The organism is Citricoccus sp. K5, assembly GCF_902506195.1.
GTDB lineage: Bacteria > Actinomycetota > Actinomycetes > Actinomycetales > Micrococcaceae > Citricoccus.
Map to the genome: position 1 here is coordinate 1,660,673 of NZ_LR732817.1, position 24,738 is coordinate 1,685,410.

Genomic DNA, 24,738 nt, shown 5'->3' on the forward strand with positions numbered 1-24,738 from the left:
ACCCACCTGGAGCGCAGCATGGCGAAGAAGTCCACCGGCCCCTCCCACGGCCTGCACACCGCCCTCGGCATCGACATCGGCGGCACCGGCATGAAGGGCGGCATCGTCCAGCTGGGCGAGGGCAAGAAGTCGGGCCGCCTGCTCGGGGACCGCTTCCGGATCCCGACGCCGCAGCCGGCCAGCCCGGAGGCCGTGGCCGACGTCCTGGCCCAGATCACCACCGAACTGGACGCCCGGGACCGCGCGCCGGCACCGGCGTCCCCCGTGGGAGTGGACTTCCCGGCGGTCATCCAGGACGGGATCTGCCGCACGGCCACGAACATCGACCCCTCCTGGATCGGCACCGATGTGGACGGCCTGTTCTCCGAGCGCCTGAAGCGGCCCGTGAGAACCCTGAACGACGCCGACGCGGCCGGGCTCGCGGAGGTCCGGTTCGGCGCGGGCCGGGGCGTGCAGGGCACGGTGCTCGTCATCACGCTCGGCACCGGCATCGGGTCGGGCCTGTTCCGCGACGGGCAGCTCGTGCCCAACCTCGAGCTGGGCACGATCGAGCTGGACGGCATCATGGCCGAGACCCGGGCCTCCGCCGCCGCACGCGAACGCGATGGGATCGACTGGCCGGAGTACGCCGAACGGCTCCAGCGCTACTTCTCCTATGTGGAGGGCATCTTCTACCCGGACCTCATCATCGTGGGCGGCGGCATCTCCAAGCGCCCTGACGACTACCTGCCCCACCTGACCCTGCGCACGCCGATCGTCCCCGCGACGCTCAGGAACAATGCCGGCATCGTGGGAACCGCGCTGTGGGCGCTCGAGAACCTGCCGACGGTATCTGCCTGAAGTGGCCGATGGCGGCTCCGGCTTCCCCTCCGGAGCCGCCATCGGCAGTCTCATCGCCCCGTGGGGCCTTCCGCGTCAGCGGGTGAACAACCGCGGCTGCAGAGCCGGGGTGGCGGTGTCCGATGCCGTACCGGCGGACCGCAGGTCCTCGATGGCGCCGGCGAAGTCGTCCAGCGAGTCGAAGGCCTGGTACACGGAGGCGAACCGGAGGTAGGCCACCTGGTCCAGGCGGCGCAATGGTTCCAGGATGGCGAGCCCCACCTCGTGGGCGTCCACCTCGGCATTGCCCGTGGCCCGGATGGTCTCCTCGACCTCCTGCGCCAGCATGGCGAGGTCATCGCTGGTGACCGGACGGCCCTGGCAGGCCTTGCGGACACCGTTGATGATCTTGGAGCGATCGAAGGGTTCGGCCACCCCGGACCGCTTGACCACCGTCAGTGCCGTGGTCTCCATGGTCGTGAAACGCTTCCCACAGGACTGGCACTGGCGGCGCCGGCGGATGGCCGAGCCATCATCCAGCGAGCGGGAGTCCACCACACGGGAGTCCTCATGACGGCAGAAGGGACAGTGCATGACTTCCCCTTCCTCCGCTGGTGGACCACTCCATCATAGTCGGATGACCCATTGAATAACAACCGTGTCATTACCAGATGTAGTGGTGTTCTTCGATGAGCGACACCACGGATGGGGCCGACTCTGCCTTCCCTATTCGAGGCAGGCCGGACCCAGCAGCACCTTGAGATCCCCGAAGAGGGCCGGATTCGGGCTGACCCGGAAGTCGGCGCCGAGCTGCATGACCTCCATGGTCCGCGCCCCCGTCAGCTTGAGCCGGACCTCGGTGGTCCCCGGATGGGTCTTGAGCACGTCCCCCAGGGCGGCGACCACGGTCTCGTTCGCCTTGAAACCGGGCATGGTCAGCGAGACCGGGCCGGAGTGGCCGTCCGAGAGGTCCGGGATGGTCAGCTCCTGGGCGCTCAGGGAGATCGACCCGTCATCACGCCGCTGCACGCGGCCCTTGACGGCCACCACGAGGTCCTGGGCCAGCATCGTGGCGATCGGCGCGTAGGCCTTGCCGAAGAACATGACGTCCATCGAGGCGCCCAGGTCCTCGATCTCCGTGCGCGCATAGGCGTTGCCCGAGCTCTTGGCGATGCGCCGCTCGAGGCTCGTGATGAGCCCGGCGATGGTGACCATCGCGCCGTCGGACGGGCCGTCGTCGGACAGGATGTGGGTGATGGAGATGTCCGCATGCTGGGCGAGCACGCCGTCCAGTCCCTGCAGGGGGTGGTCGGAGACGTAGAGGCCGAGCATCTCGCGCTCGAAGGTGAGCTTGTCGTTCTTGTCCCATTCCGGCATGTCCGGGACCTCGATCCCGAACCCGGCGTCGCCGACGTCGCCCCCCTCGTCCTCCAGCAGGGAGAAGAAGTCGAACTGATTGTTGGCCTCCTGGCGCTTCTGCGCCACGGCGCCGTCCGTGGCCTCCTCGTGCACGGCCAGCATGGCCCTGCGGGCGTACCCGAGGGAGTCGAAGCCGCCGGCCTTGATGAGGGATTCGATGGTGCGCTTGTTGCACACCACGGCCGGGACCTTCTTGAAGAAGTCCTGGAACGAGGTGAATTTCCCCTTCTCCTCGCGGGCGGCGACGATCCCGGCCACGGCGTTGGCACCCACGTTGCGCACGGCGCCCATACCGAAGCGGATGTCCTTGCCCACCGAGGTGAAGTAGAGGCTGGACTCGTTGACGTCCGGCGGGAGCACTGAGATCCCCATGTGGCGGCACTCGTTGAGGTACATCGCCATCTTGTCCTTGTCATCACCCACGGAGGTGAGCAGGGCGGCCATGTACTCGGCCGGGTAGTGCGCCTTGAGGTACGCGGTCCAATAGGACACCAGCCCATAGGCCGCCGAGTGGGCCTTGTTGAAGGCGTAGTCGGAGAACGGCAGCAGGATGTCCCACAGAGCCTTGACGGCGGCCTCGGAGTAGCCGCGGTCGACCATGCCCTGGTGGAACCCGACGTACTGCTTGTCCAGCTCCGACTTCTTCTTCTTGCCCATGGCTCGGCGCAGGATGTCCGCCTGGCCGAGCGAGTACCCGGCGACCTTCTGCGCGATGGCCATGACCTGTTCCTGGTACACGATCAGGCCGTAGGTCGTGTCGAGGATGTCCTTGAGGGGCTCCTCCAGCTCCGGGTGGATCGGCGAGATCTCCTGCTGGCCGTTCTTGCGCAGCGCGTAGTTGGTGTGCGAGTTCGCGCCCATGGGCCCGGGGCGGTACAGCGCGATGGTGGCCGAGATGTCCTCGAAGTTGTCCGGCTTCATCATCTTCAGCAGGGAACGCATGGGCCCGCCGTCGAGCTGGAACACGCCCAGGGTGTCGCCTCGGGCCAGCAGCTCATAGGACGCCTTGTCGTCGAACGTCAGGGACTCCAGGTCCAGGGTGAAGTCCTGGTTCATCTGGATGTTCTCGATCGCGTCCGAGATGATCGTCAGGTTCCGCAGGCCGAGGAAGTCCATCTTGATCAGCCCCAGGCCCTCCGCCGTGGGGTAGTCGAACTGGGTGATCACCTGGCCGTCCTGCAGGCGGCGCATGATCGGGATGACGTCGATGATCGGCTCCGAGGACATGATCACGCCCGCGGCGTGCACGCCCCACTGCCGCTTCAGCCCCTCGACGCCCTTGGCGGTCTCGAAGACCTTGGCAGCGTCCGGATCCGTCGCGACGAGCTCGCGGAACTCACCGGCCTCGCCGTACCGCTGCGACTTCTTGTCCTCGATGTCCTTCAGCGGGATGTCCTTGGCCATGACGGCCGGTGGCAGCGCCTTCGTCAGGGACTCACCCATGGAGAAGGGGAAGCCCATCACGCGGGCAGAGTCCTTGAGGGCCTGTTTCGTCTTGATGGTGCCGTAGGTGACGATCATGGAGACGCGCTCGTCGCCGTATTTCTCCGTGACGTAGTCGATCACCTCGGAGCGGCGGCGATCATCGAAGTCCACGTCGAAGTCCGGCATGGACACGCGGTCCGGGTTGAGGAAGCGCTCGAAGATCAGTCCGTGTTCCAGCGGGTCGAGCTCGGTGATCTTCAGCGCGTAGGCGACCATGGAGCCGGCGCCGGAGCCACGTCCCGGCCCCACCCGGATGCCGTTGTTCTTGGCCCAGTTGATGAAGTCGGCCACCACGAGGAAGTAGCCCGGGAAGCCCATCGAGAGGATGACGTCCAGCTCGTAGTCTGCCTGCTTGCGCACGTGGGAGGGAACGCCGTTGGGGTAGCGGAACTTCAACCCGGTGGCGACCTCCTTCGTCAGCCACGTCGTCTCGTCCTCCCCCGGCGGGCAGGGGAACTTCGGCATGTAGTTCGCCTCAGTATCGAAGGAGACCTCGCACTGCTCGGCGATCAGCAGCGTGTTGTCACAGGCCTCGGGGAACTCCGAGAACAGGTCCCGCATCTGCCGCGGGGACTTCACGTAGTACTCGGTGCCGGACAGGGCGAAGCGGGACCCGCCCTGGTCATAGGTGGGCTCGAGCAGGTTGGACCCGGACTGGATGGCCAGCAGCGCCTCGTGGGGCTTGGAGTCGTGCTCGTGCGTGTAGTGCAGGTCGTTGGACGCCACGAGCGGGATCTGCAGGTCCTTGGACAGCTTGAGCAGGTCGTTGATGACCCGCTTCTCGATGTCCAGGCCGTGCATCATCAGCTCACAGTAGAAATTCTCCCGGCCGAAGATGTCCTGGAACTCGGCGGCGGCCTCCCGGGCCTCGTTGTACTGGCCCAGCCGCAGCCGCGTCTGGATCTCACCCGAGGGGCAGCCGGTGGTGCCGATCAGGCCTTCGGAGTAGGTGGACAGCAGTTCCCTGTCGATGCGCGGCCATTTCGCGTAGACCGAGTCCAGGGAGGCGATCGAGCCCGCGCGGAACAGGTTGTGCATGCCCTTGTTGTTCTTGGACAGCAGGGTCATGTGCGTGATGGCGCCACCACCGGAGACGTCGTCCCCGCGCTGATGCTGCTCACCCCACCGGACCTTCGTCTTGTCCGAGCGGTGCAGCTGTCCGGGGGTCAGGTAGGCCTCGAGCCCGATGATCGGCTTGACGCCGGCATCGGTGGCCTTCTTCCAGAAGTCGAAGGCCCCGAAGAGGTACCCGTGGTCGGTGATGGCGATCGAGTCCATGCCCAGCCGCTTCGTCTCGTCGAAGAGCTCGCTGAGCTTGGCCGCGCCGTCCAGCATCGAGTACTCGGTGTGGACGTGGAGGTGGGCGAACCCGCCGTCCTTCTTCGTCGCAGCTGCTTCCTGTGCCATATCCGTGGTGGCCGTCATGCTCCGCACTTCCCTACTGCCCTGCTTGCTACCTGCTGCCGTACATGCTGATCGCGCCGATCATGGTGGTCATGCTGATCGCGTCGATCATCCAGATTAGTTAGTCCCCGCGCAACACGCCCAAGGCATAGACGAGGTCCTGCGGGTAGGGGCTCTCGTAGTCCACCCATTCCCCGGTCACCGGGTGGGAGAACCCGAGCCGGTGGGCGTGCAGCCATTGCCGCGTCAACCCCAATTCCGCTGCCAGCCGAGGATCGGCGCCGTAGGTCAGATCCCCTGCACAGGGGTGGCGCAGCGCCGAGAAGTGCACGCGGATCTGGTGGGTCCGCCCGGTCTCGAGCTTGACCTCCACCAGGGTCGCCCGGCCAAAGGCCTCGAGGGTCTGGTACCGGGTGATGGAGTCCCGGCCGCCCTCGAGCACGGCGAACTTCCAGTCGTGACCGGGGTGGCGGCCGATCGGGGCGTCGATGGTCCCGTTCAGGGGATCCGGAAGTCCCTGCACCACCGCGTGGTAGGTCTTCTCCGGGGTGCGGTCGCGGAACGCGTCCTTGAGCACGGCGTAGGCGCGCTCGGACTTGGCGACCACCATGATCCCTGAGGTGCCCACGTCCAGTCGGTGCACGATCCCCTGGCGCTCCGGGGCACCGGACGTCGAGATGCGGTAGCCGGCACCGGCCAGTCCCCCGACGACGGTGGGACCCACCCAGCCCGGGGACGGGTGGGCGGCCACGCCGACGGGCTTGTCCACCACCACGTAGTCCGGGTCGTCTGCCAGGATTCTCAGGTCCTCCACGATTTCCACCTTCACATCGAGCGGGTTCGGTTCCTCCGGGACGTCCACCAGGAGTTCGGTGCCGGCCGCGACTCTGGCGGATTTCTGCACGGCCCGTACCGGCCCCGGCGTCCCGGCGGCACGTTCGGACACGAGGCCGGCCGCGCACCAGGCCGCTGCCTTCGTGCGCGAGATCCCGAGGGCCACGGCCAGGACCGCGTCCACCCTCCGGCCCACCTCGTGCTCCTGGGGGACGACGACGGCCTCGCCGGGTTCAGGAGTCTGCGTCACGGCCCTGCCCGGTGGGCTTACCGGCCTCTGTTGTCCCCGCGGCCTTCTCAGGCATCTCTCGGGTGCCGTCGAGCTGCAGTCCCCTGAACATCAGCAGGACGATGCCGATCATGGAGCAGACGATCAACGAGTCCGCGATGTTGAAGATGGCGAAGTTCGGCAAGGCGATGAAGTCGACCACGTGCCCCACACCGAAGCCCGGCGGCCTGAACAGGCGGTCCGTCAGGTTGCCCAGGACTCCACCCAGCAGACCGCCCAGGGCCACGGCCCACAGGGTCGAGCGGACCCGGAACAGCAGCACCACCACGACGACGGCCACCGCGGACTGGATGATGGTGAAGATCCAGGTGTGCTCCTCGCCGATGGAGAACGCGGCACCCGGATTGCGGATGAAGTGCCACCGGAGCACGGGAGCCAGGACGTCGGTGACCTGCCCCTCGGTCATGGTGCTCTCGACCCAGCGCTTGGTGAGCTGGTCGAAGACGTAACCCACGGCGAACACCAGCACGGCGACCCACGCACGATGACGCTTCGGTGCGGTTGCGGTGGTGTCCTCTGGACCGGCGGGGTGGCTGGGCTCAATGTCGGTCACGCGGTGGCGTCCTTCGGTGCAGTCCGGTGCTGTCCTGTGCCGGACAAGGATGGTGGTCGGGAACAGAAGCGGGCCGGCCATGGTGGTCCACCATGGCCGGCCCGGATCTGTATCAGTGGGGTCGACTCGCGTCCGGCCCGGCAGGCCGGGTCGCGGTTCAGTTCGAGGCTGTGGCCTCGTCCTGGATCGGCCCCTGGTTCTGCAGGTCGCGGAGCTGGCCCTCGATGTAAGCCTTCAGGCGAGCGCGGTAGTCGCGCTCGAAGCCCTTGAGCTGCTCCACCTTGCGCTCCAGCACCGACTTCTTCTCCTCGAGGTCGGCCAGCGTCTTCCGGGACTTCTCCTGGGCGTCATTGACCAGCCCGTTGGCCTCGGTCTGGGCCTCCAGGATGATCTCCTCGCGCTTGGTCTGGCCCTCGGCCACGTAGTCGTCATGCAGCTTCTGGGCCATGGCCAGCACGCCTGCGGCGGACGTGGCCGTGGCCTCGGACGCGCCGGAGACCGGCGTGGCGGCGGTGGAACCGGCAGCTGGGGCGGACTCGGTGACGGTGGGCTCGGAGACGGCAGCCGGGACCGCCGCACCAGCGGCAGGCGCCGCGGTGGCCGGAGCAGCGGCGGGGGTGTCCTCGGCCTGGGCGGACTCGGTGGTGTCCGTGGACTCCACGGCCTCCGGGGCAGCGCCGGCCTTGACCTGGGTGTCCTGGTCCTCTGCGGCCTCAGCCGACACCGGAGCCGGAACAGCGGACTCGCCGCTTCCGCCGGACTGCAGGTCCGACACCTTGCGGCGCAGCTCGTCGTTCTCCTGGTTCAGACGACGCAGTTCGACCACGATCTCGTCCAGGAAGTCGTCAACCTCGTCCTGGTCGTAGCCTTCCCGAAATTTCGTCGGCTGGAACCGCTTGTTGACAACATCTTCCGGCGTCAGAGCCATGTGGTCACCCCAATACGTATTTGGTCTGCCCTCGAGGGGCAACGGTCTTCTTTGTGGCCATCCGCATGCAGGTCTGCATGCCGCGGCCACACTGTTCTTCAGGCTACCATCAGCCCAACGTGCCCACGGCAAGGGCAGCGACGATGGACTTCAGCAGGACGACAACGACGAAGAGGATCAGAAAGGCCACGTCGATGCCGATTCCGCCGAGATTCACCGGCGGGATCTTGGACCGGAGCCAGCGCAGGGGCGGGTCGGTCACGGTGTACACGGTGGATGCGACCATCAGCAGGATGCCCTTCGGCCGCCAGGAACGCGCGAAGGACTGCACCACGTCGAAGACGATCCGGATCAGCAGCAGGAACTGAACCAGTGCCAGGACAAGGTAGAGAAGGGAGAAGATCAGGGTCACGGCAGCCTATTCCACACCGTCATGGTCCCGGCAGGGAAGCCCTGCCGGTGCGGTGTCAGCTCTGGTTGAAGAAGTGGGCCTGGTCTTCGGTCTCCGAGGAGTCCTCGCCCAGGACCTGGACGGTGGCCGGCGTCAGCAGGAACACCTTGTTGGTGACGCGCTCGATGGATCCGTGCAGGCCGAACACCAGGCCGGCGGAGAAGTCCACCAGGCGCTTCGCATCGGCCTCGCTCATGTCCGTCACGTTCATGATGACCGGGATGCCCCCACGGAAGGACTCTCCGATGAGCTTGGCGTCGTTGTAGGAACGCGGGTGCACGGTGGTGATCTGTCGCACAGCAGGGGCCTCTTCCCGGGACTGGGTGGCCCGCTTGATGGGGGTGACGGGTGCGCGATACTCACGCTCAGCCGGCTGGGGGTGGGCCGCACGCACCGGCTGGGGGCGGTCCTCCCGGACCTCGTCCTCCCAGTCGTCGGCCGGCTCAGCGGTCTCGACGGCGGAGTGGCGCTCGGCCCGCTCCTGCCGGCGGGGCTGCTCGGCCGCCCGCTGCTCTTCCTCGTACTGCTCCTCGCCATCGGCGAGCCCGAGGTAGATCATGGTCTTCTTCAGTGCACCAGCCATCGAACATCCTCACCGTGTGGAATCCGCCCGGCCTGCTCCGGGCCCTGCGTCGCCCGCTGTCGAAGCAGACACCTTTGAGGTTAACCCACGTCGGGGCGTGGCCCGAGGACATCAGTGCCGATCCGAAGGTGTGTCGCTCCGGCCGCCACGGCCTGTTCCAGGTCCTGGCTCATGCCGGCCGAGATCCAGGTGGCCTCCGGATGGGCTGCCGACACCGCTCCGGAGATCTGCCGGAGGAGATGGAAGGCCGGCACGGGGTCCAGCCCGACGGGTGCCACCGCCATGACCCCCCGGAGCGTCAGTCCCTCGGCCTCGGAGATCGCGGCCGCCAACCCGGACACCTCGTCGGGATGTGCGCCGCCCCGCGACCCGATTCCCGCGGGGCGGTCTGCGGCGGCCCGGCCGTCCAGGTCCACCTGGATCAGGCAGTCCATCGGCGGGCGCAACGGCTCCCCCGCCTCGCGGCGTCGCCCCTGCTCCCGGTCCATCGCCGAGGAGAGCGCCTCCACGAGGGAGATCCGGTCCACCGAGTGCACTGCCGAGGCGTAGCGCACCACGTACTTGGCCTTGTTCGACTGCAACTGGCCGATGAAGTGCCACTCGAGTCCGGCCTCGGCCAGGTCAGCGACCTCGGCGGCCTTGCCCCTGGCCTCCTGGTCGCGGTTCTCGCCCACGTGGCGCACGCCGCAGGAGTGCAGTCTGCGCACGTCAGCTGCCGGATGGAACTTGGTGACGACCACCAGGTCCGGGGTGTCCTGCCTACCGGCCGCCTCGACCGCCGCAGCGATCCGGCGGTGCACCACAGCCAGGCGTCGTCCCAGTTCCGCCGCGCGCTCGTCCTGCGGGTGGTCCGTGTCCGTCATTCCGGTGTACTCATCCTTCGATATCTTCACTACCGTCACTGGGACTGGTGCCCTGCCCTTCCTCGCGCCGCCACACCAGCCCGATGAACCGCCCTCGGCCGGGATCACGTCGATGCGAGAAGAGCCGCGGATCCTCCCGGGTGCAGACCGCACTGCGGTGCACCGCGACGCCGAGCGATTCCAGCACGGCCTGGGCCCCGGCCGGCAGGTCCAGTGCCGGCGTCCCCCACGTGGTCGTGGAGTGGGTGGCGGGGATCTGAGCGGCACCGTCCAGACGCATCTGCTCGGGAACCTCGTAGCACCGGCCGCAGATGGCCGGGCCGATCCATGCCTGGATGTCTCCCGGCTCATGGCCGGAGCCCTCGCGCCGCATCCTCTCCACCGTGTTCTGCAGGATTCCGTCGAGCAGGCCCCGCCGGCCGGCATGCGCGACCGCTGTCGGGCCGGCCAGGGGGTCCGTGCCACCGGTCCCGGACACGGATGTCCCGGCACGGCCGTCGCTGCCCACGGATACAGGCGACGCCGCAGGGCGGCGGGACGCGAAGACCACCGGCAGGCAGTCCGCCACCATGATGGCCAGCGGATCCCGGCCGGTCGGGCTGACGAGGGCGTCGGCTTCCTCTGCAGCGGGCGATTCACCCCAGCCGCGTCCGGCAGCCGCCACCACCCGCGCCGAGTGCACCTGCGTGAGGTACTCGGTGCGTCCGGGCGGGACGCCCAAGGCCGCCTCGACGCCGTGGCGGGACGCCCGGACCCGCTGGCGTGAGTCCCCTGCGCCGTCGGCGCCGTCGCCCGCGACGCTGTCGGCATACTGGTGGCTCTTGTTGCTCTTGCTGCCCGCTGCCGGCGAACCGCTGACACCGCTGACATGGAAGGCGAGATTGCCGGCGTCGACGCTGGTGAAGGCCACCTCGAGGCCGGGACCGGGATGGGCCCGGAACAGGAACGGAGCGGCCGGGGCCGTCATAGCCCCGGCCGGTCGCCGGTTGTCGGTCACGATGCCTCCGGCACGGTCGTCGCCCGGTGACTACTTCAGGAAGTCGGGGACATCGAGATCGTCACGGCCGGCACCGGACAGGTCCGGCTCGACGACGGTCGGCAGGTCCTGCTGGGCGGGCTCGGCCTTGTAGCCGGAAGCCTCGGGCTGCGGCGCGGCCTCCTGGGCGGCCGGGACGGGCTGGTTCGGAACGGGCTGGTGCGGCACCTGCGCCGCACCGTTCTGTGCCGGCAGCCCGGACTGCTGGCCCTGCGGCTTGGTGCCGGTGTTGAAGCCGCCGGACGGCGCGGAAGTGGCATCGACCTGGTCGAAGCCGGCGGCGATGACGGTGATGCGTGCCTCATCGCCCAGCGCGTCGTCGATGACAGCGCCGAAGATGATGTTCGCCTCCGGGTGGGCGACCTCCTGGACCAGGCGGGCTGCCTCGTTGATCTCGAACAGACCCAGGTCGGAGCCGCCCTGGATGGACAGCAGCACGCCGTGCGCGCCGTCGATCGAGGCCTCCAGCAGCGGGGAGGCGATGGCCAGCTCGGCCGCCTTGACGGCGCGATCCTCACCCTGCGCCGAACCGATGCCCATGAGCGCGGAGCCGGCGCCCTGCATGACGGACTTCACGTCCGCGAAGTCGAGGTTGATCAGACCCGGAGTGGTGATCAGGTCCGTGATGCCCTGGACACCGGACAGCAGGACCTGGTCCGCGGACTTGAAGGCGTCCAGCACGGAGACGTTGCGGTCCGAGATGGACAGCAGCCGGTCGTTCGGGATGACGATGAGGGTGTCGACCTCGTCCCGCAGGGCGTCGATGCCGCTCTCGGCCGAGCCGGCGCGGCGGCGGCCCTCGAAGGTGAAGGGGCGGGTGACGACACCGATGGTCAGGGCGCCGAGCGAGCGGGCGATGCGGGCGACCACGGGAGCACCGCCGGTGCCGGTGCCGCCGCCCTCGCCTGCGGTGACGAACACCATGTCCGCGCCGCGCAGGACCTCTTCGATCTCCTCGGCGTGGTCCTCGGCGGCTTGGCGGCCGACCTCGGGGTTGGCGCCGGCGCCGAGGCCGCGGGTGAGCTCGCGGCCCACGTCCAGCTTCACGTCGGCATCACTCATGAGCAGCGCCTGGGCGTCCGTGTTGATGGCGATGAACTCCACGCCGCGGAGTCCGACGTCGATCATGCGGTTGACGGCGTTCACGCCGGCGCCGCCGATGCCGACGACCTTGATGACGGCCAGGTAGTTCTGCGGTGCTGCCACGGTATTTGTCCCTTGCTCGGTTTCTGTCTGTCTTGGTACCCGGTGGTGACGGTGACGCCCAGCGCGCGTCCGGCCACTCAGGTTGGCTTAACGTTCAGGTTGAAGGTTATTGTTATGTCAACCTGTCTTCTGGTTGAAACGTTATGGTGCTGGCGGCGTTCGTGCAAAGACCCGCCTCCGGTGTGTCGCTGTGGCGTCCCCGACTGGCGCTGAATCCCGGCCGTGGCGCCCTTGCGGGTGGCGGTGCACGCCCTGGCCACCGCACCTCACCGGGTCACGGGACGTCACCGGGTCACCGGCCGGTCCGGCGTGGAGACGTCGAACTCGCGGATCGGCGCCTCCTCGTCCTTGGGAACGTTCAACAGGGCCTCGAGGACCTGGGCCTTCCGGGCCCCCTTGTCCGCGTTGCCCCAGAGGACCGTCCTGCCGTCCGTCAGCTGGAGGGTGACCGAGTCCACGGTCTCCGCGGAGGCCGACTCCATGCGGGTGCGGATCTGTTCGGGCAGCGTACCCAGGACCGAGGTGATCGTGTCGAAGACCTCGGGATCGCTGACATCCTCCGCGCTGGACACGCTGGGCAGCTGGTAGGTGGAGGCCCGCTCTCCGGACAGGGTGGCCAGGGCCTCCCCACGCGCTGAGTACAGGACGTGGCTCTCCCCCTCCGGGACCATGGCCACCGGTTGATGCTCCACGATCTCCACCGACAACGAGTTGGGGGGCTCGGCATGGACCCGGACCGTGTCCACGGCCGGCTCCCCGCCAACCAGGTCCTCAACGGTCCGCTGGCCGACCTGCGGCAGCGGCTCTCCGATGACCGGCTCCAGCAGTTCCTCCGCACGGCTCTGCTCCAGGAGGTCCGTCCCGGTGACCTTGATCTGCTGGATGGCCAGCACCGGGGAAAAATACAGTACCGCGCCAAGGATGCACAACAGCACCAGGGCACCGGCCCCGCCGATCAACCACACCCTGCGGTGCCGCCTGCGGGCCTGCCCCTGCGTCTCCGGGAACTCGACCACATTGTCCGCGGGCAGGGCGGTGTCCTCAGAGGCTGAAGAAGCCGAAGAACCAGCATGGTCCGACGTGGCCGATCTGCCGGTGGGGGTCCGCTCGTCTGTCACGCGCGTCCCGCCTGCTCTGTCAGGGCCGCCAGCACCGCACCGCCCTGGGCCGTGACGTCCCCGGCTCCCATCGTGAGGATGACGTCACCGGGCTGTGCCGCGGACACCAGGGAGGCGACGGCGGCCGGCGCGTCCGCGGGCACGGTCGTCGACCCCGGCAGTTCCGTGCGGACCCGACCGGCGATGAGCGAGGAGTCGACCCCGCGGATCGGCTCCTCCCGCGCCGGGTAGACCGGCAGCACTCGGACACCATCCGCCGCCGAGAGCGCCGCGGCGAAGCCCTCCGCGAAGTCGCGGGTGCGCGAGAACAGGTGGGGCTGGAAGAGCACATGGACACGGTTCCCGCCGGCCACGGTCCGTCCGGCGGCGATGGCGGCAGCCACCTCGGTCGGATGGTGCGCATAGTCGTCGAAGACCCGGACTCCGGCGGCCTCGCCGCGGTACTCGAAGCGGCGCGCCGTGCCCCGGAAGGCCTCGAGCCCACGTGCCGCGGCACCGACGTCCAAGCCGGCGTGCCGGGCGGACAGGAGTACCGCCGCCGCATTGAGTGCGTTGTGCCGCCCGGGCACGGCCAGGGTCAGGGCCGTCGTCGTTCCATCAGCCCACCGGTACGTGAGCCGCTGTCCGGTGCCACCGGTCAGCTCAGCCAGCTCACTGTCCACCAGCACCAGGTCATCGGCCCGGGCGGGGTCCGATCCATAGGTGGCCACCCTGGGCGCCGGAAGGCCGTCGACGGCTTCGGTGCGCGCCCATTCCGCGGCCTCCCGCGCGCCGGCGTCGTCCGCGCAGGCCACCAGGACCCCCTGGCGCGGCAGGAGCCGGATGAAATCCCGGAACACCTCGGTGACGGCCTCCACCGAGCCGTAGAAGTCGAGGTGGTCGGCCTCCACGTTGGTCAGGATGGCGATCTCCGGGCGGTAGTTCAGCAGGGTGCCGTCCGATTCGTCGGCCTCGGCGATGAACCATTCGCCCCCGCCGGCTCGTGCATTGGTGCCCAACCCGGCCACGGCGGCCCCGACCGCGAAGGTGGGGTCCGCGCCGGCGTCGGAGAAGGCCATGGCGGCCATGGAGGACGTGGTGGTCTTGCCGTGGGTTCCGGCCACGGCCAGGACACGGTGGCCGGACATGGCCGCGGCCAAACCCTCGGAGCGGTGGCGCACCGGGATCCCTCGATCCACCGCGGCGTCGTACTCGGGATTGCCCGGGCCTGCGATGGAGGAGGCGATGACGGTGCCCACCGCTCCCCCGCCGTCCTGCGCGAGGCGGTCGAGATGCGTGGCGTCGTAGCCCACGAAGACGGTGGCTCCGGCCGTCTCCAGTTCCCGCATGACCGGCAGGTCTTTGGCGTCCGTTCCCGAGATCTCGACGCCGAGCTGCTGCATGATCCGGGCAATGCCGGAGACGCCGACCCCGCCGAGGCCGAGGAAGTGGACCCGACCCAACTCGGCCAGGGCAGGGGGCATCGATGAGGCTGACGGGGGGTTCACGAGGCGTCTCCCGGGTGGTTGCTGGAGGAAGAGGACGGGGCACGGCCGGCGGACTGCAGGACGAGCCTCGCCATGGTGCGGTCGGCGTCCCGGATGCCGCGGGCCTGGGCTGCGGCGGACATGGCAGCCAACCGTGCGGGATCCTGGGCGAGCGGGATGAGTTCACGCCGGACCCAGTCGGCGGTGAACGCCTCATCCCGGACCATCAGGGCTCCGCCTGCCGCCACGAGCCCGCGGGCGTTGAGGGCCTGCTCCCCGTTGCCGATGGGCAGGGGGACGAGGACGGAGGGCAGGCCCACGGCGGCGAGTTCGTGCACGGTGCCCGAGCCGGCCCGCGCGACGATGAGGTCCGCGGCCGCGTAGGCCTGTTCCATCCCGTCGAGGTACTCACGCTGGTGGTAGCCCGCAGCGGCGACCGGGGTGCCGTCCTCGCTCAGGACCTGCTTGTCCCGCCCGGTCAGGTGCAGCACCTGCAGTCCGGCGGCGGAGAGGCCGGGCAGCGCGGCAGCGATGGTCCGGTTGACGTTGAGCGCGCCGGAGGATCCCCCGGTCACCACCACCGTGGCCCGCTCTGGGTCCAGGCCGAGTGCCCTCCGCGCCTGCGCCCGTGACGCGTCCCGGTCCAGCGTGGAGATCTCCCGGCGCATCGGCATGCCGACGCACTGCGCCCGGGGCAGGACGGTCTCCGGGAAGGCCGTGGCCACGACGGCGGCCTTGCGCGCGCCGACCTTGTTCGCCAGTCCGGCCCGGACATTGGCCTCATGGATGACCAGCGGCACGCCCCGGCGGACGGCGGCCAGATAGACGGGGGTGGAGACGTATCCGCCCACCCCGACCACCACGTCCGCACGGCGGCGGTCCAGGATCTCTCCGGCCTGGGTGACGGCCCGACGCAGTCGCAGGGGCAACCGCACGAGGTCCATGGTGGGCCGGCGGGGCAGCGGCACCCGGTCGATGGTGTCCAACTGGTAGCCGGCGCTCGGGACCAGCCGGGTCTCCAGGCCCGAGGTGGTCCCGACCATGGTGCAATGCACCCCGGGATTCCCGGCGTCACCGGCCGTCGTCGCGTCCACACCTGCGGTGTGCGTCTCCTCAAGGGCGCGTGCGATCGCCAGCATGGGGCTGACGTGCCCGGCGGTCCCGCCGCCCGCCAGAACGACGCGGAGCGGTTCGGTCATGATCGGGCCTTCTTCCCGGCGCGTGCGGCGCCGACAGGGGTTGCGGACGGTACGGAGCTTCCGGAGGTGGCGGTTGTTGCGGTCTCGGCGGCACTTCGCGCAGCCGCTTCCTCCTCCTGGCGCTGCTCGCGGGCAAAGGCGAGCACCACGCCGATGCCGGCCAGGACGAAGGTGAGCGCCGAACCGCCATAGGAGATGAAGGGCAGCGGGACGCCGATCACGGGCAGCAGCCCGGTGACCATGGCGATGTTGATGAAGGCCTGACCGACGATCCAGATGAGGATCCCCCCGGTGCAGATCCGGACGAAGAGTGAGGTCGAGCGGCGCGCCACCCGGAACAGGCCGATGGCCAGACCCGCGAACAGCCCGATCACGAGCAGGGTCCCGGCCAATCCGAGCTCCTCCCCGAGGATGGTGAAGATGAAGTCGTTCTCCGCCTCCGGGATGTAACTCCACTTCTGCCGGGACTGGCCCAGACCGACCCCCCACCAGCCGCCGGAGGCCAAAGCGTACATGCCGTGGTCCGGCTGGTAGCAGGGCTCAGTGGGGAACTCGCAGTTGCCCAGCCAGGCCTGGATACGCACGGCACGGTTGGCCGAGGTCAGGGCCATGACCACGGCCCCCAGGGCCCCGATGCCGCCGGCGATGAGGAAGTAGCGCAGCTTGGTGCCGGCCAGGAACAGGACGGCGGCCATGATCATCATGATCACCATGGCCGTGCCGAGATCCCGGCCGTACATGATCAGGCCCAGCAGGATGGCGCCCACCGGGAAGATGACCGGGACGATCGAGTGCTTCAGCTGGCCGACCAGTTTGGCCTTGCGCTCCAGGACCACGGCCGCCCACAGGGCCAGCGCCAGCTTGGCGGCCTCGGAGGGCTGTGCCGTGAACGAGCCGATCTTCAGCCAGTTCTGGTTACCGTTGACTTCGTGGCCGAGCGGTGTCAGCACCAAGGCCAGCAGGAAGACCGCCAGCAGGATGGCGGGCCAGGCCAGGGACCGCAGCCGGTCGGTGCTCAGCCGCGAGAGGACGAACAGGCCCACGAACCCGACCACGGCGAACAACGCCTGCCGGATGAACAGGTCATAGGATCCGGTGGTTTCCCCGATGTTCTCGACCGAGGAGGACGAGAGCACCATCACCAGGCCGATGACGGTCAAGGCCGCGGCGCAGCCCAGGATCAGGAAGTACGACGTGCGGCTGGAGCCCTGGCCTTCGAGGAATCCCCAGGCCCGGCGCCACACGGGCGGGTGGGGTGTGGTCACCATGCAAGGGCTCCTTAGCTGCCCAGCCCCTTGGCTTCCATGAGGCGGGCGACGGCGTCGATAAAGGCGTTTCCTCGGTCTGCGTAGGATTCGAATTGGTCCATGGACGCCGCTGCCGGCGCCATCAGTACGACGTCCCCGGGGCGGGCCACCGCATTGGCTTCACGGACCGCTGCGGCCATGGCCTGATGGCCGTCCGAGGGGTCTGTTCCAGTGTCCCGCACGGCGGTGGAGAGTACCGGGATGTCCGGCGCGTGTCGCCGCAACGCCCCGGCGAGTTCGGCGGGATCGGCGCCGATGAGCACGACGGCGCGAAGTCGGCCGACATGGCGGGCGACGAGCTCGTCATAACTCACTCCCTTGGGCAGGCCGCCGGCGATCCACACCACGTCCGTGAACGCCGCCAATGACGCATCGGCCGCATGCGGGTTGGTGGCCTTGGAGTCGTTGATCCACAGCACGTCATCGGCCTGGGCCACCAACTGGATCCGGTGGTCGCCGGGCTGGTAGGCGCGCAGCCCGTCGCGCACCGCCTCGGGTGACACCCCGACGGCGCGGACCAGTCCGGCCGCCGCCAGGGCATTGGCGACCTGGTGCTGCGGGGCGATCGGTCCGAGGTCCTGCAGCTGGCCGAGCTCCAGGGCCTGATGGGCCCGGTCCTCCAGGAAGGCGCGGTCCACGAGGAGACCGTCCACCACGCCAAGCATGGACCGTCCCGGGGTGTCGGTGGTGAAGGAGATGGCCCGGCAGCCCTCCTGGACGTCCGCCTCCTCGACCATGCGCATGGTCAAGGGCTGTTCCTCGTTGAAGAGGCAGGCGAGTCGGGTGTGCTCGTAGATCTTGGCCTTGTCCGCACAATAGGCCTCGAAGGAGCCGTGCCAGTCGACATGGTCCTCGGCGAGGTTCAGCACCGCGGAGGCGGCGGGCTCGATGTGATGGGTCCAGTGCAGCTGGAAGCTGGAGAGTTCCACGGCGATGGTGTCCCAGCCCTCGGGATCACGGATCGCGTCGAGGATGGGTGTGCCGACGTTGCCGCACGCGATGGCCCGCTGTCCGGCAGCCAGCAGCATGGACTCGACCATGCCGACCGTGGTGGTCTTGCCGTTGGTGCCGGTGACGACCAGCCAGTCCGCGGTCTTGCGCCCTGCCCGTTCGCGGACCCTCCAGGCCAACTCCACGTCGCCCCAGATGGGGATGCCCGCCGCAGCGGCGGCCGCCAGGAGGGGCTGGTCGGGCCGCCACCCCGGGGAGGTGACCACGAGTTCGGGGGCCAGTCCGCCGACGTCGGGAAGCACGGCCGTGTACCGGTCCCCCAACAGCACGTCCTGCACGCCGACGATCTTCAGGGTGTCCGCCTTGGCCCGGTGTTCCGGGCTGTCCTGGCCGTCCACGACCACCACGTGGGCGCCGAGCTCGGCCAGGGTGTCCGCCGCGGCGAAACCGGACAGGCCCAGGCCGGTGACGACGACGCGCAGGCCGGCCCACTCGGCATCCCAGCTCGTGAGGGTGGCCAGGCGGTCGAAGGGGTCGGTTCGGGACTCCTCGGTCACTGGGTTCACCGGGTTCACTGGGACAGCACCCATTCGCCGTAGAACAGGGCGATGCCCACAGCCACGCAGAGCAGGCCGATGATCCAGAACCTGATGACCACCGTCACCTCGGCCCAGCCCTTGAGCTCGAAGTGATGCTGCAGCGGTGCCATCAGGAACACCCGCTTGCCGCCGGAAAGCTTGAAGTAGCCGACCTGGATGATCACCGAGAGGGTGATGAGGACCATGAGCCCGGCCAGGATGACCACCAGGAGTTCGGTCCGGGACATGATGGCGAAGCCGGCGAGGGCGCCGCCGAGGGCGAGCGAGCCGGTGTCCCCCATGAAGATCTTGGCTGGCGCGGTGTTCCACCACAGGAACCCGATCAGGGCGCCGGTGAGGATGGAGGCCAGCACCGCCAGATCCATGGAGTCTCGCACCTCGTAGCAGCCGGGTCCCGCGCTGGTGACCCCGCACGACTGGTTCGCCTGGAACAGGGTGATCAGCATGTAGGCGGCGGTGATCATGGCGGTGGCGCCCGTGGCCAGTCCGTCCAGTCCGTCCGTCAGGTTCACCGCGTTGGTGGTGGCCGTGGTGATGAGGTTGGACCAGACCACGAAGAGGATCACGCCGAGAACCGGCCCGGCGAAGGCCAGGTCGATCGGCAGGTCCCGGACGAAGGAGATGGCGGTCGAGGCGGGGGTCAGCCCACGCTCGTTCGGGAAGTTCAGGGCCAGCACGGCGAAGGTGATGCCGACGACGGCCTGCAGGATGATCTTCGCCCAGGGGGTCAGGCCGAGCGAGCGCTGATTGGAGATCTTGGTGAAGTCGTCCAGGAAGCCCACGAAGCCCATTCCGACCATGAGCAACAGAAGGATCAAGGCCGAGGCGGTGACCCCGGCATTCTCCAGCTGCAGGCCGGACATGATCCAGTGGGTGAGGAAGTACGCGACCACCGTGGCGACCACGAAGACCGTTCCGCCCATGGTCGGCGTGCCCCGCTTCGTCGCATGCGAGGTGGGGCCGTCATCACGGATGAACTGGCCGTACCCCTGGCGGACCAGGAACTTGATGAACAACGGCGTGCCGATGAGTGTCAGCACGAGCCCCAGGAGGGCACCGATCAACAGGCCTATCACTGGCTCTGCTCCTTCCGGTCCCCGGTGGGCGGGACATCCATGGGGTCCGGACTGACCGGACCATGTGCGAGCCGATCGCCCAGATCACCCAGGCCGGCGCCGTTAGAGGACTTGAACAAGACGATGTCGCCCGGAGCGAGCTTGCCCTGGAGCAGGGTCTCGGCGGCGTCGAGATCCTCGGCGAAGTCGACCTCGTCACCCCACGACCCCTCGTTCACCGCGGAGGTGTAGAGCGGCCGGGCGCCGCGGCCGACGACTAAGAGCTGGCTGATGTTGAGCCGTACGACAGCGGTGCCGATCGCGGTGTGCTCGCGGATGCGGGTATCGCCGAGCTCCAGCATCTCCCCCAGCACCGCCCAGGTGCGCCGCCCGGTGGACCGGCCCATCATGGCGAGGGTCTGCAGGGCTGCCCGCATGGACTCGGGGTTCGCGTTGTAGGCGTCGTTGATGACGGTGATGCCGTCCGGGCGGTCGGTGCGCTCCATCCGCCGGCGGCTCGTGGGGCCGGCGCCGTTGAGTGCCACGGCGATGGACTCCACGGAGAGGCCGGCTGCCGCCGCAGCGGCCGCGGCCGCGGTGATGTTGGAGGCGTGGTGCCGCCCGATGAGGCCGGAGGCCACGGGGTGGGGCTCGGCGCGGGTGCCCGCGCCGATCCGCAGGTCGAACTGGGGCCGCTCGTCGGCGTTCGTCGTGAGGGAGTCGGCCAGTGCGGAGAAGGCGGCACTACCCGTCTCGAGGTCCGCGTCCACCAGCGGGAAGGAACCGTCCTCCACGGCGAACCAGACCACGCGACCCTGGGTGCGGGCGGCCATCGTGGCCACGCGCGCATCGTCCCGGTTGAGCACGGCGAAACCGTTCGACGGCAGGGACTCGACCAGTTCGCCCTTGGTCCGGGCGATGTTCTCGACCCCGCCGAACTTGCCGGCGTGGGCGGAACCGACCATCAGGACGACCCCGATGTCCGGCTTGACCATGGAGGAGAGGTACTTGATGTTCCCCACCTCGTCAGCGCCCATCTCGATGACGAGGTAGCGCGTGTCCAGGGCGGCTCGGAACACGGTGAGCGGCACGCCGACCTCACCGTTGTACGAGTTCTGCGGCGCCACGGTTGGTCCCGCGGTCGCCAGGATGGTGGCCAACAGGTCCTTGGTGGTGGTCTTCCCGGCTGAGCCGGTGATGCCGATGACCGTGGTCGGTGAATGCTCACGGATACGTTGCACGATGTGCGTGGTCAGACGGCCCATAGCCAGCACCACGTCGTCCACGATGACTGCGGGGTCCGTCCGGCCCTCGGCATCCGTGGTCTGACGCTCCGCCAGAATGAGCGTGGCTCCGGCGGCACGGGCGGCGGTGATGAAGTCATGCCCGTCGGCATGTTCACCGGGTTTGGCGATGAACAGGGTCCCGGCGGCGGCTTCCCGGGAATCGGTGGTGGCGGAGTCGACCGTGGCACCCGGCGGCACGGAGGCAGTGAGCGTACCTCCCGTGGCCTCGGCGACGGCTGTTGCAGTGAGTTCGATCATGACCCGTCAACTTTACGTCGGTGCCCATGAGAATCCGATGAGGGACCGAAGCCGTGCCGTGCCAGGGCGCCCCGCAGTTCCACCCGGTCGTCCAGGCTCACGTCCACACCGTCCATGTCCTGGACGGTTTCATGGCCACGGCCGGCCAGCAGCACCGTGTCGGCTGGTGTGGCCAAGGACACGGCCAGGTCGATGGCCTCCTGGCGCGGCGCGGCCTCGTGGACCTCGACCCGACGGCCGATGCCGGCAGCCTGACGGGCCGCTTCCCGCACGCCGTCGAGCACCTCTGACCGGATGCCCGCAGGCTCCTCGGTGTGGGCGTCGTCATCGGTGACGATCACGACGTCGGCCCACTCGGCCGCGATGCGACCCATCACCGGGCGCTTGGCCCGGTCCCGGTCCCCGGTGGCGCCGAACACGAGGATCGTGCGTCCGGTGGTGTTGCCGGCCGCCTGCCGGGCGTCCCGGACGGACTCCAGGGCCCGCACCATCCCGTCCGGGTTGTGGGCGAAGTCGACGATGCCGTCCGGTGACTGGCCGACGACTTCCATGCGCCCGGGCACGGCCGTGGCGAAGGGTCCCTGACCCACCGGCATGTCCAGCACCCGGGCCACGGCATCCCACTCGGTGCCGGGCAGCGATTCGAAGACCATGACTGCGGCCAGCGCGGCGTTGGCCACGTTGAAGCGGCCGGGCAGCCCGGTGGAGGCGGTGACGCTGCGGCCGCTGGCAGCATGGAGCAGGGTGAACCGGTACCCGAGGCCGATGGCCTCGAGGGACGTGACGGTCCAGTCCGCGCCCGTCAGCGGTGCGCCCCCGTGGTCGGCCGCGGGCCCCAGGGACAGGGTCGCGATGGGGCAGCCGGCGGCAGCGGCCATCCTGGTCCCCCAGGTGGCACCGTCACGGTCCGGGGCATCTGGACCACCGTCCAGGGTGATGACGGCACGGCCGGTCCGTCGGGCGTCGAAGAGGCCCGCCTTCGCGGCGAAGTACTCCTCCATGGAGCCGTGCAGGTCCAGGTGGTCCTGGGTGAGATTGGTGAATCCGGCGACCGCGAAATGCAGGCCCGCGACCCGTCGGTAGCTGATGGCGTGGGAGGAGACCTCCATGGCGGCCGAATTGACCTGTTCCTGGCGCATCATCGCCATCAACGCGTGCAACTGCGTGGATTCGGGCGTGGTCAGGCTGCTCGGTACGGTACGGCGTCCGGCGCGGATCTCGATGGTGCCGATCAGGCCGGTGGTCTCCCCCCACGCCTCCAGCAACGAGGTGAGGAAGTAGCTCGTGGTCGTCTTGCCGTTCGTGCCGGTGATCCCGTACATCCGGGGGCCCACCCCCGCATTCCGGTAGATGGCCGCGGCCGCCGGCCCGACGGCGTCGCGCACGTTCCGCACCACCAGCACCGGTGTGCCGGTGGGCAGGTGACCGGCCAGCTCCGCTCCCTCCTGGTCCGTGAGGAGCCCGGCGGCTCCGCCCGCCACGACGGCCGCGGCGAACTCGGCCCCGTGTCGGTTGGCTCCGGGGACGCCCACGTAGAGATCGCCGGTCCGCACCGCACGGGAATCCATCGCGATCCCGGTGGGGCCGGGCTGTCCGGGCAGGCCGACTTCCACGCCGGAGAGTTCAACGGGCAGGCCGGAGCGATTGAGCGCCTCGATGAGGTCGTTCCAGTCCAGCGGGTCCGTGTGGTCCGGACGGAAGGCAGCATCCTGCTCGGCAGGCGTCAGGGGTGAAGTCATGGTCGGGCAGTCCCCTCCTACCAGGGACGCTTCTGCGGGTCTTCGGGGAAGACGTCGTAGTTCTGCGGCTCCTGGTCGTTCGGCGGCACGTTGTACTTGGTCAGGAGGTAGGACAGCACCTCGGCGGCAGTGTCCTCCACCTGCCAGGTCTTCCAGTCACCCTTCGGACGGTGCACGGAGATCGCCACGACGAATTGCGGATCGTCGAGAGGGGCCACGCCGGCGAAGGAGGTGGTGTAGCCGTTGTAGCCGCCCACGCCAGCGGCCTCACCGGTGCCGGTCTTGCCGCCCACGCGGTAGCCGGGGATCTGGGCCGGCGCGGCGGTGCCGAGTTCGACGACACCCTCCATCAGACGGAGCATCTCCTCCGAGGTCTCCTCGGAGTAGATCCGGGTGCCCTCGTCCTCGGGATTGACGTTCTCCGAGCCGTCGGCGTCGATGTAGGCATCGATCAGCTGGGCCTCCTTCTCCACCCCGCCGTTGGCCACCGTCTGCAGGAGCTGCGCGAGGTGCAGCGTGGTCTGGGTGTAACCCTGCCCGAACATGGTGGTGAACCGCTGGCGACCGTCCCACTGGGAGGGATCCACCAGGATGCCCTTGTTGCTGCCGGGCAGGCCGATGTCGATGTGCTCGCCGACACCGAGCTGCTTGAGGTAGTCGTAGCGGACTCCGTCCTCCACGGTCTGGGCGACCTGCACGGTACCCGTGTTGTAGGACCGGGTGAAGATGCCGGCCGTGGTCATGTCGTAGGTGTCGTGGGGCATGGAGTCATTGATGACCTGGCCGTCGAACTCCTGCTTGTTCGGAACCGTCCAGGTGTCCGTCGGTGAGATGCCGCCCCGTTCGAGTGCCGTGGCGAAGGTGGAGATCTTGCCGGTGGAGCCCGGCTCATAGGACTGGGTCAGGGACGTCGGGCGCCAGAACAGGCTGTCCGTGGCCGACGGGTCCGAGGGGTCCACCGTGGTGGAGTCGGCCATCGCCACGATCTCGCCGGTCTTGGCGTTCATCACGGTGATGTTGCCCCAGTCGGCGTTGTAGGACTCGGTCTTCCGGGCGATCGCCTCCTGGGCGAACCACTGTACGTCCTGGTCGATGGTCAGCCGCAGGTCCTGGCCGTCCACAGCGGGGGTCTCGGAGAACTCCGCATTGGGGATGCGCACGCCGTCCGCGGCGATCTCGTAGGTGCGCTGACCTTCGGTGCCAGAGAGGTGCTCGTCCTGGCTCAGCTCGAGGCCTTCCAACGGGGTGCCGTCTCCCCCGAGGAACCCGAGGATGGATCCCGCCACCGAGCCGTTCGGGTAGGAACGCTCGGACACAGGTTCGGCCAGGAGGCCGGGGATGCCGATCTCCATGGCCTGTTCCTTGACCTCCGGCGTGATGCCCTTCATGACGACCTTGTAGGGACGGTCACCGACCATGCTCTCGCGCAGCTCGGCGGCGTCCACATCGAGGATGCCGGAGAGCTCCTGCAGGGAGTCCTCCAGGGCCACGTCCTCCATGGAGTTGGTGTCGTTGTTCCACTTTCGGTAGTCCTTGACGAGCCGCTGGTCCGCCACGAGGTCGTAGCGGTCCACCGAGGCGGCGAGCACGCGGCCCTGGGAGTCGAGAATGGAGCCGCGCTCCGGTGTGATCGAGACGGAGCGCAGCCGCTCCTTCATCGCCTCTGAGGCATGGCCCGATGCGTCGACGCCCTGGATGACCACCAACCGCAGTGCCAGCACCACCAGCAGCGCCAGGGCGAGGAGGATGCCGAGCCGCAACCGACGCCCGCTGGCGTCAACGGTGGCGCCGGTTCCGGTTCCGGGAGTCCTGGCCATCTACGGTGTCCTTCCTGCCCGGTGTCGGGTGCGGTGCTCGGTGGGGGTACTGCGGGTCGTCGGTCAGGGGCGT

The 24,738-nt window shown here is 68.8% G+C and carries 20 protein-coding genes; 1 reads left to right on the forward strand and 19 read right to left on the reverse strand.

All coding sequences use genetic code 11. From position 1 onward, the window contains the following. Positions 1–18: 18 nt before the first annotated feature. Positions 19–840, forward strand: coding sequence for a polyphosphate--glucose phosphotransferase (gene ppgK / locus BOSE125_RS07410; RefSeq protein WP_159551339.1), 822 nt, complete (start codon positions 19–21; stop codon positions 838–840). A gap of 75 nt (positions 841–915) precedes the next feature. On the opposite strand, the gene nrdR is transcribed toward ppgK, so the two are convergent. The 19 genes from nrdR to BOSE125_RS07505 form a co-directional block, all read right to left on the reverse strand. Beyond that, on the reverse strand, positions 916–1,413 hold the full coding sequence (gene nrdR / locus BOSE125_RS07415; RefSeq protein ID WP_159551341.1) for a transcriptional regulator NrdR: 498 nt from the start codon (positions 1,411–1,413) through the stop codon (positions 916–918). A gap of 132 nt (positions 1,414–1,545) precedes the next feature. Continuing rightward, positions 1,546–5,148, reverse strand: a complete 3,603-nt coding sequence (gene dnaE / locus BOSE125_RS07420) for a DNA polymerase III subunit alpha (protein ID WP_371300580.1) — start codon at positions 5,146–5,148, stop codon at positions 1,546–1,548. Between the two features lie 100 nt (positions 5,149–5,248). Next, positions 5,249–6,211: an RluA family pseudouridine synthase gene (locus tag BOSE125_RS07425; RefSeq protein ID WP_159551343.1), complete on the reverse strand. Its 963-nt coding sequence runs from the start codon at positions 6,209–6,211 to the stop codon at positions 5,249–5,251. Next, positions 6,195–6,803, reverse strand: coding sequence for a signal peptidase II (gene lspA / locus BOSE125_RS07430; protein WP_236557869.1), 609 nt, complete (start codon positions 6,801–6,803; stop codon positions 6,195–6,197). Before lspA ends, BOSE125_RS07425 begins: the two co-directional genes overlap by 17 nt. 157 nt (positions 6,804–6,960) lie before the next feature. After that, a complete protein-coding gene (locus BOSE125_RS07435; RefSeq protein ID WP_159551347.1) occupies positions 6,961–7,731 on the reverse strand; it encodes a DivIVA domain-containing protein in 771 nt (256 codons plus the stop codon). 109 nt (positions 7,732–7,840) lie between these two features. Further along, a complete protein-coding gene (locus BOSE125_RS07440; protein ID WP_115931479.1) occupies positions 7,841–8,143 on the reverse strand; it encodes a YggT family protein in 303 nt (100 codons plus the stop codon). Positions 8,144–8,198: 55 nt separating this feature from the next. Then, positions 8,199–8,765: a cell division protein SepF gene (locus BOSE125_RS07445; RefSeq protein ID WP_159551349.1), complete on the reverse strand. Its 567-nt coding sequence runs from the start codon at positions 8,763–8,765 to the stop codon at positions 8,199–8,201. 80 nt (positions 8,766–8,845) lie between these two features. Then, positions 8,846–9,628: a YggS family pyridoxal phosphate-dependent enzyme gene (locus BOSE125_RS07450; protein ID WP_159554892.1), complete on the reverse strand. Its 783-nt coding sequence runs from the start codon at positions 9,626–9,628 to the stop codon at positions 8,846–8,848. Between the two features lie 10 nt (positions 9,629–9,638). Next, entirely contained in the window at positions 9,639–10,625 is a 987-nt protein-coding gene (locus tag BOSE125_RS07455; RefSeq protein WP_371300581.1) for a polyphenol oxidase family protein, read from the reverse strand. Between the two features lie 30 nt (positions 10,626–10,655). After that, a complete protein-coding gene (gene ftsZ / locus BOSE125_RS07460) occupies positions 10,656–11,870 on the reverse strand; it encodes a cell division protein FtsZ (protein ID WP_159551351.1) in 1,215 nt (404 codons plus the stop codon). A gap of 284 nt (positions 11,871–12,154) precedes the next feature. Continuing rightward, the gene (locus BOSE125_RS07465) at positions 12,155–12,988 is read right to left on the reverse strand and encodes a cell division protein FtsQ/DivIB (RefSeq protein ID WP_159551353.1); all 834 of its coding nucleotides are present in this window, start codon (positions 12,986–12,988) and stop codon (positions 12,155–12,157) included. Next, positions 12,985–14,451, reverse strand: coding sequence for a UDP-N-acetylmuramate--L-alanine ligase (gene murC / locus BOSE125_RS07470; protein ID WP_159551355.1), 1,467 nt, complete (start codon positions 14,449–14,451; stop codon positions 12,985–12,987). The genes BOSE125_RS07465 and murC overlap by 4 nt, the downstream gene beginning before the upstream one ends. 20 nt (positions 14,452–14,471) lie before the next feature. After that, the gene (murG, locus tag BOSE125_RS07475; RefSeq protein WP_159551357.1) at positions 14,472–15,653 is read right to left on the reverse strand and encodes an undecaprenyldiphospho-muramoylpentapeptide beta-N-acetylglucosaminyltransferase; all 1,182 of its coding nucleotides are present in this window, start codon (positions 15,651–15,653) and stop codon (positions 14,472–14,474) included. Then, positions 15,650–16,921 carry a putative lipid II flippase FtsW gene (ftsW, locus tag BOSE125_RS07480; RefSeq protein ID WP_159551359.1) on the reverse strand — a complete coding sequence of 424 codons (1,272 nt, stop codon included), beginning with the start codon at positions 16,919–16,921 and terminating at the stop codon, positions 15,650–15,652. The genes murG and ftsW overlap by 4 nt, the downstream gene beginning before the upstream one ends. An 11-nt stretch (positions 16,922–16,932) precedes the next feature. Next, the gene (gene murD, locus BOSE125_RS07485) at positions 16,933–18,501 is read right to left on the reverse strand and encodes a UDP-N-acetylmuramoyl-L-alanine--D-glutamate ligase (protein WP_159551361.1); all 1,569 of its coding nucleotides are present in this window, start codon (positions 18,499–18,501) and stop codon (positions 16,933–16,935) included. Beyond that, the gene (mraY, locus tag BOSE125_RS07490) at positions 18,483–19,586 is read right to left on the reverse strand and encodes a phospho-N-acetylmuramoyl-pentapeptide-transferase (protein ID WP_159551363.1); all 1,104 of its coding nucleotides are present in this window, start codon (positions 19,584–19,586) and stop codon (positions 18,483–18,485) included. Before mraY ends, murD begins: the two co-directional genes overlap by 19 nt. Beyond that, on the reverse strand, positions 19,583–21,109 hold the full coding sequence (gene murF, locus BOSE125_RS07495; protein WP_159551365.1) for a UDP-N-acetylmuramoyl-tripeptide--D-alanyl-D-alanine ligase: 1,527 nt from the start codon (positions 21,107–21,109) through the stop codon (positions 19,583–19,585). The genes mraY and murF overlap by 4 nt, the downstream gene beginning before the upstream one ends. Further along, entirely contained in the window at positions 21,106–22,848 is a 1,743-nt protein-coding gene (locus tag BOSE125_RS07500; protein ID WP_159551367.1) for a Mur ligase family protein, read from the reverse strand. Before BOSE125_RS07500 ends, murF begins: the two co-directional genes overlap by 4 nt. A gap of 17 nt (positions 22,849–22,865) precedes the next feature. Further along, the gene (locus BOSE125_RS07505; protein ID WP_159551369.1) at positions 22,866–24,665 is read right to left on the reverse strand and encodes a penicillin-binding protein 2; all 1,800 of its coding nucleotides are present in this window, start codon (positions 24,663–24,665) and stop codon (positions 22,866–22,868) included. Between the last annotated feature and the right edge of the window lie 73 nt (positions 24,666–24,738).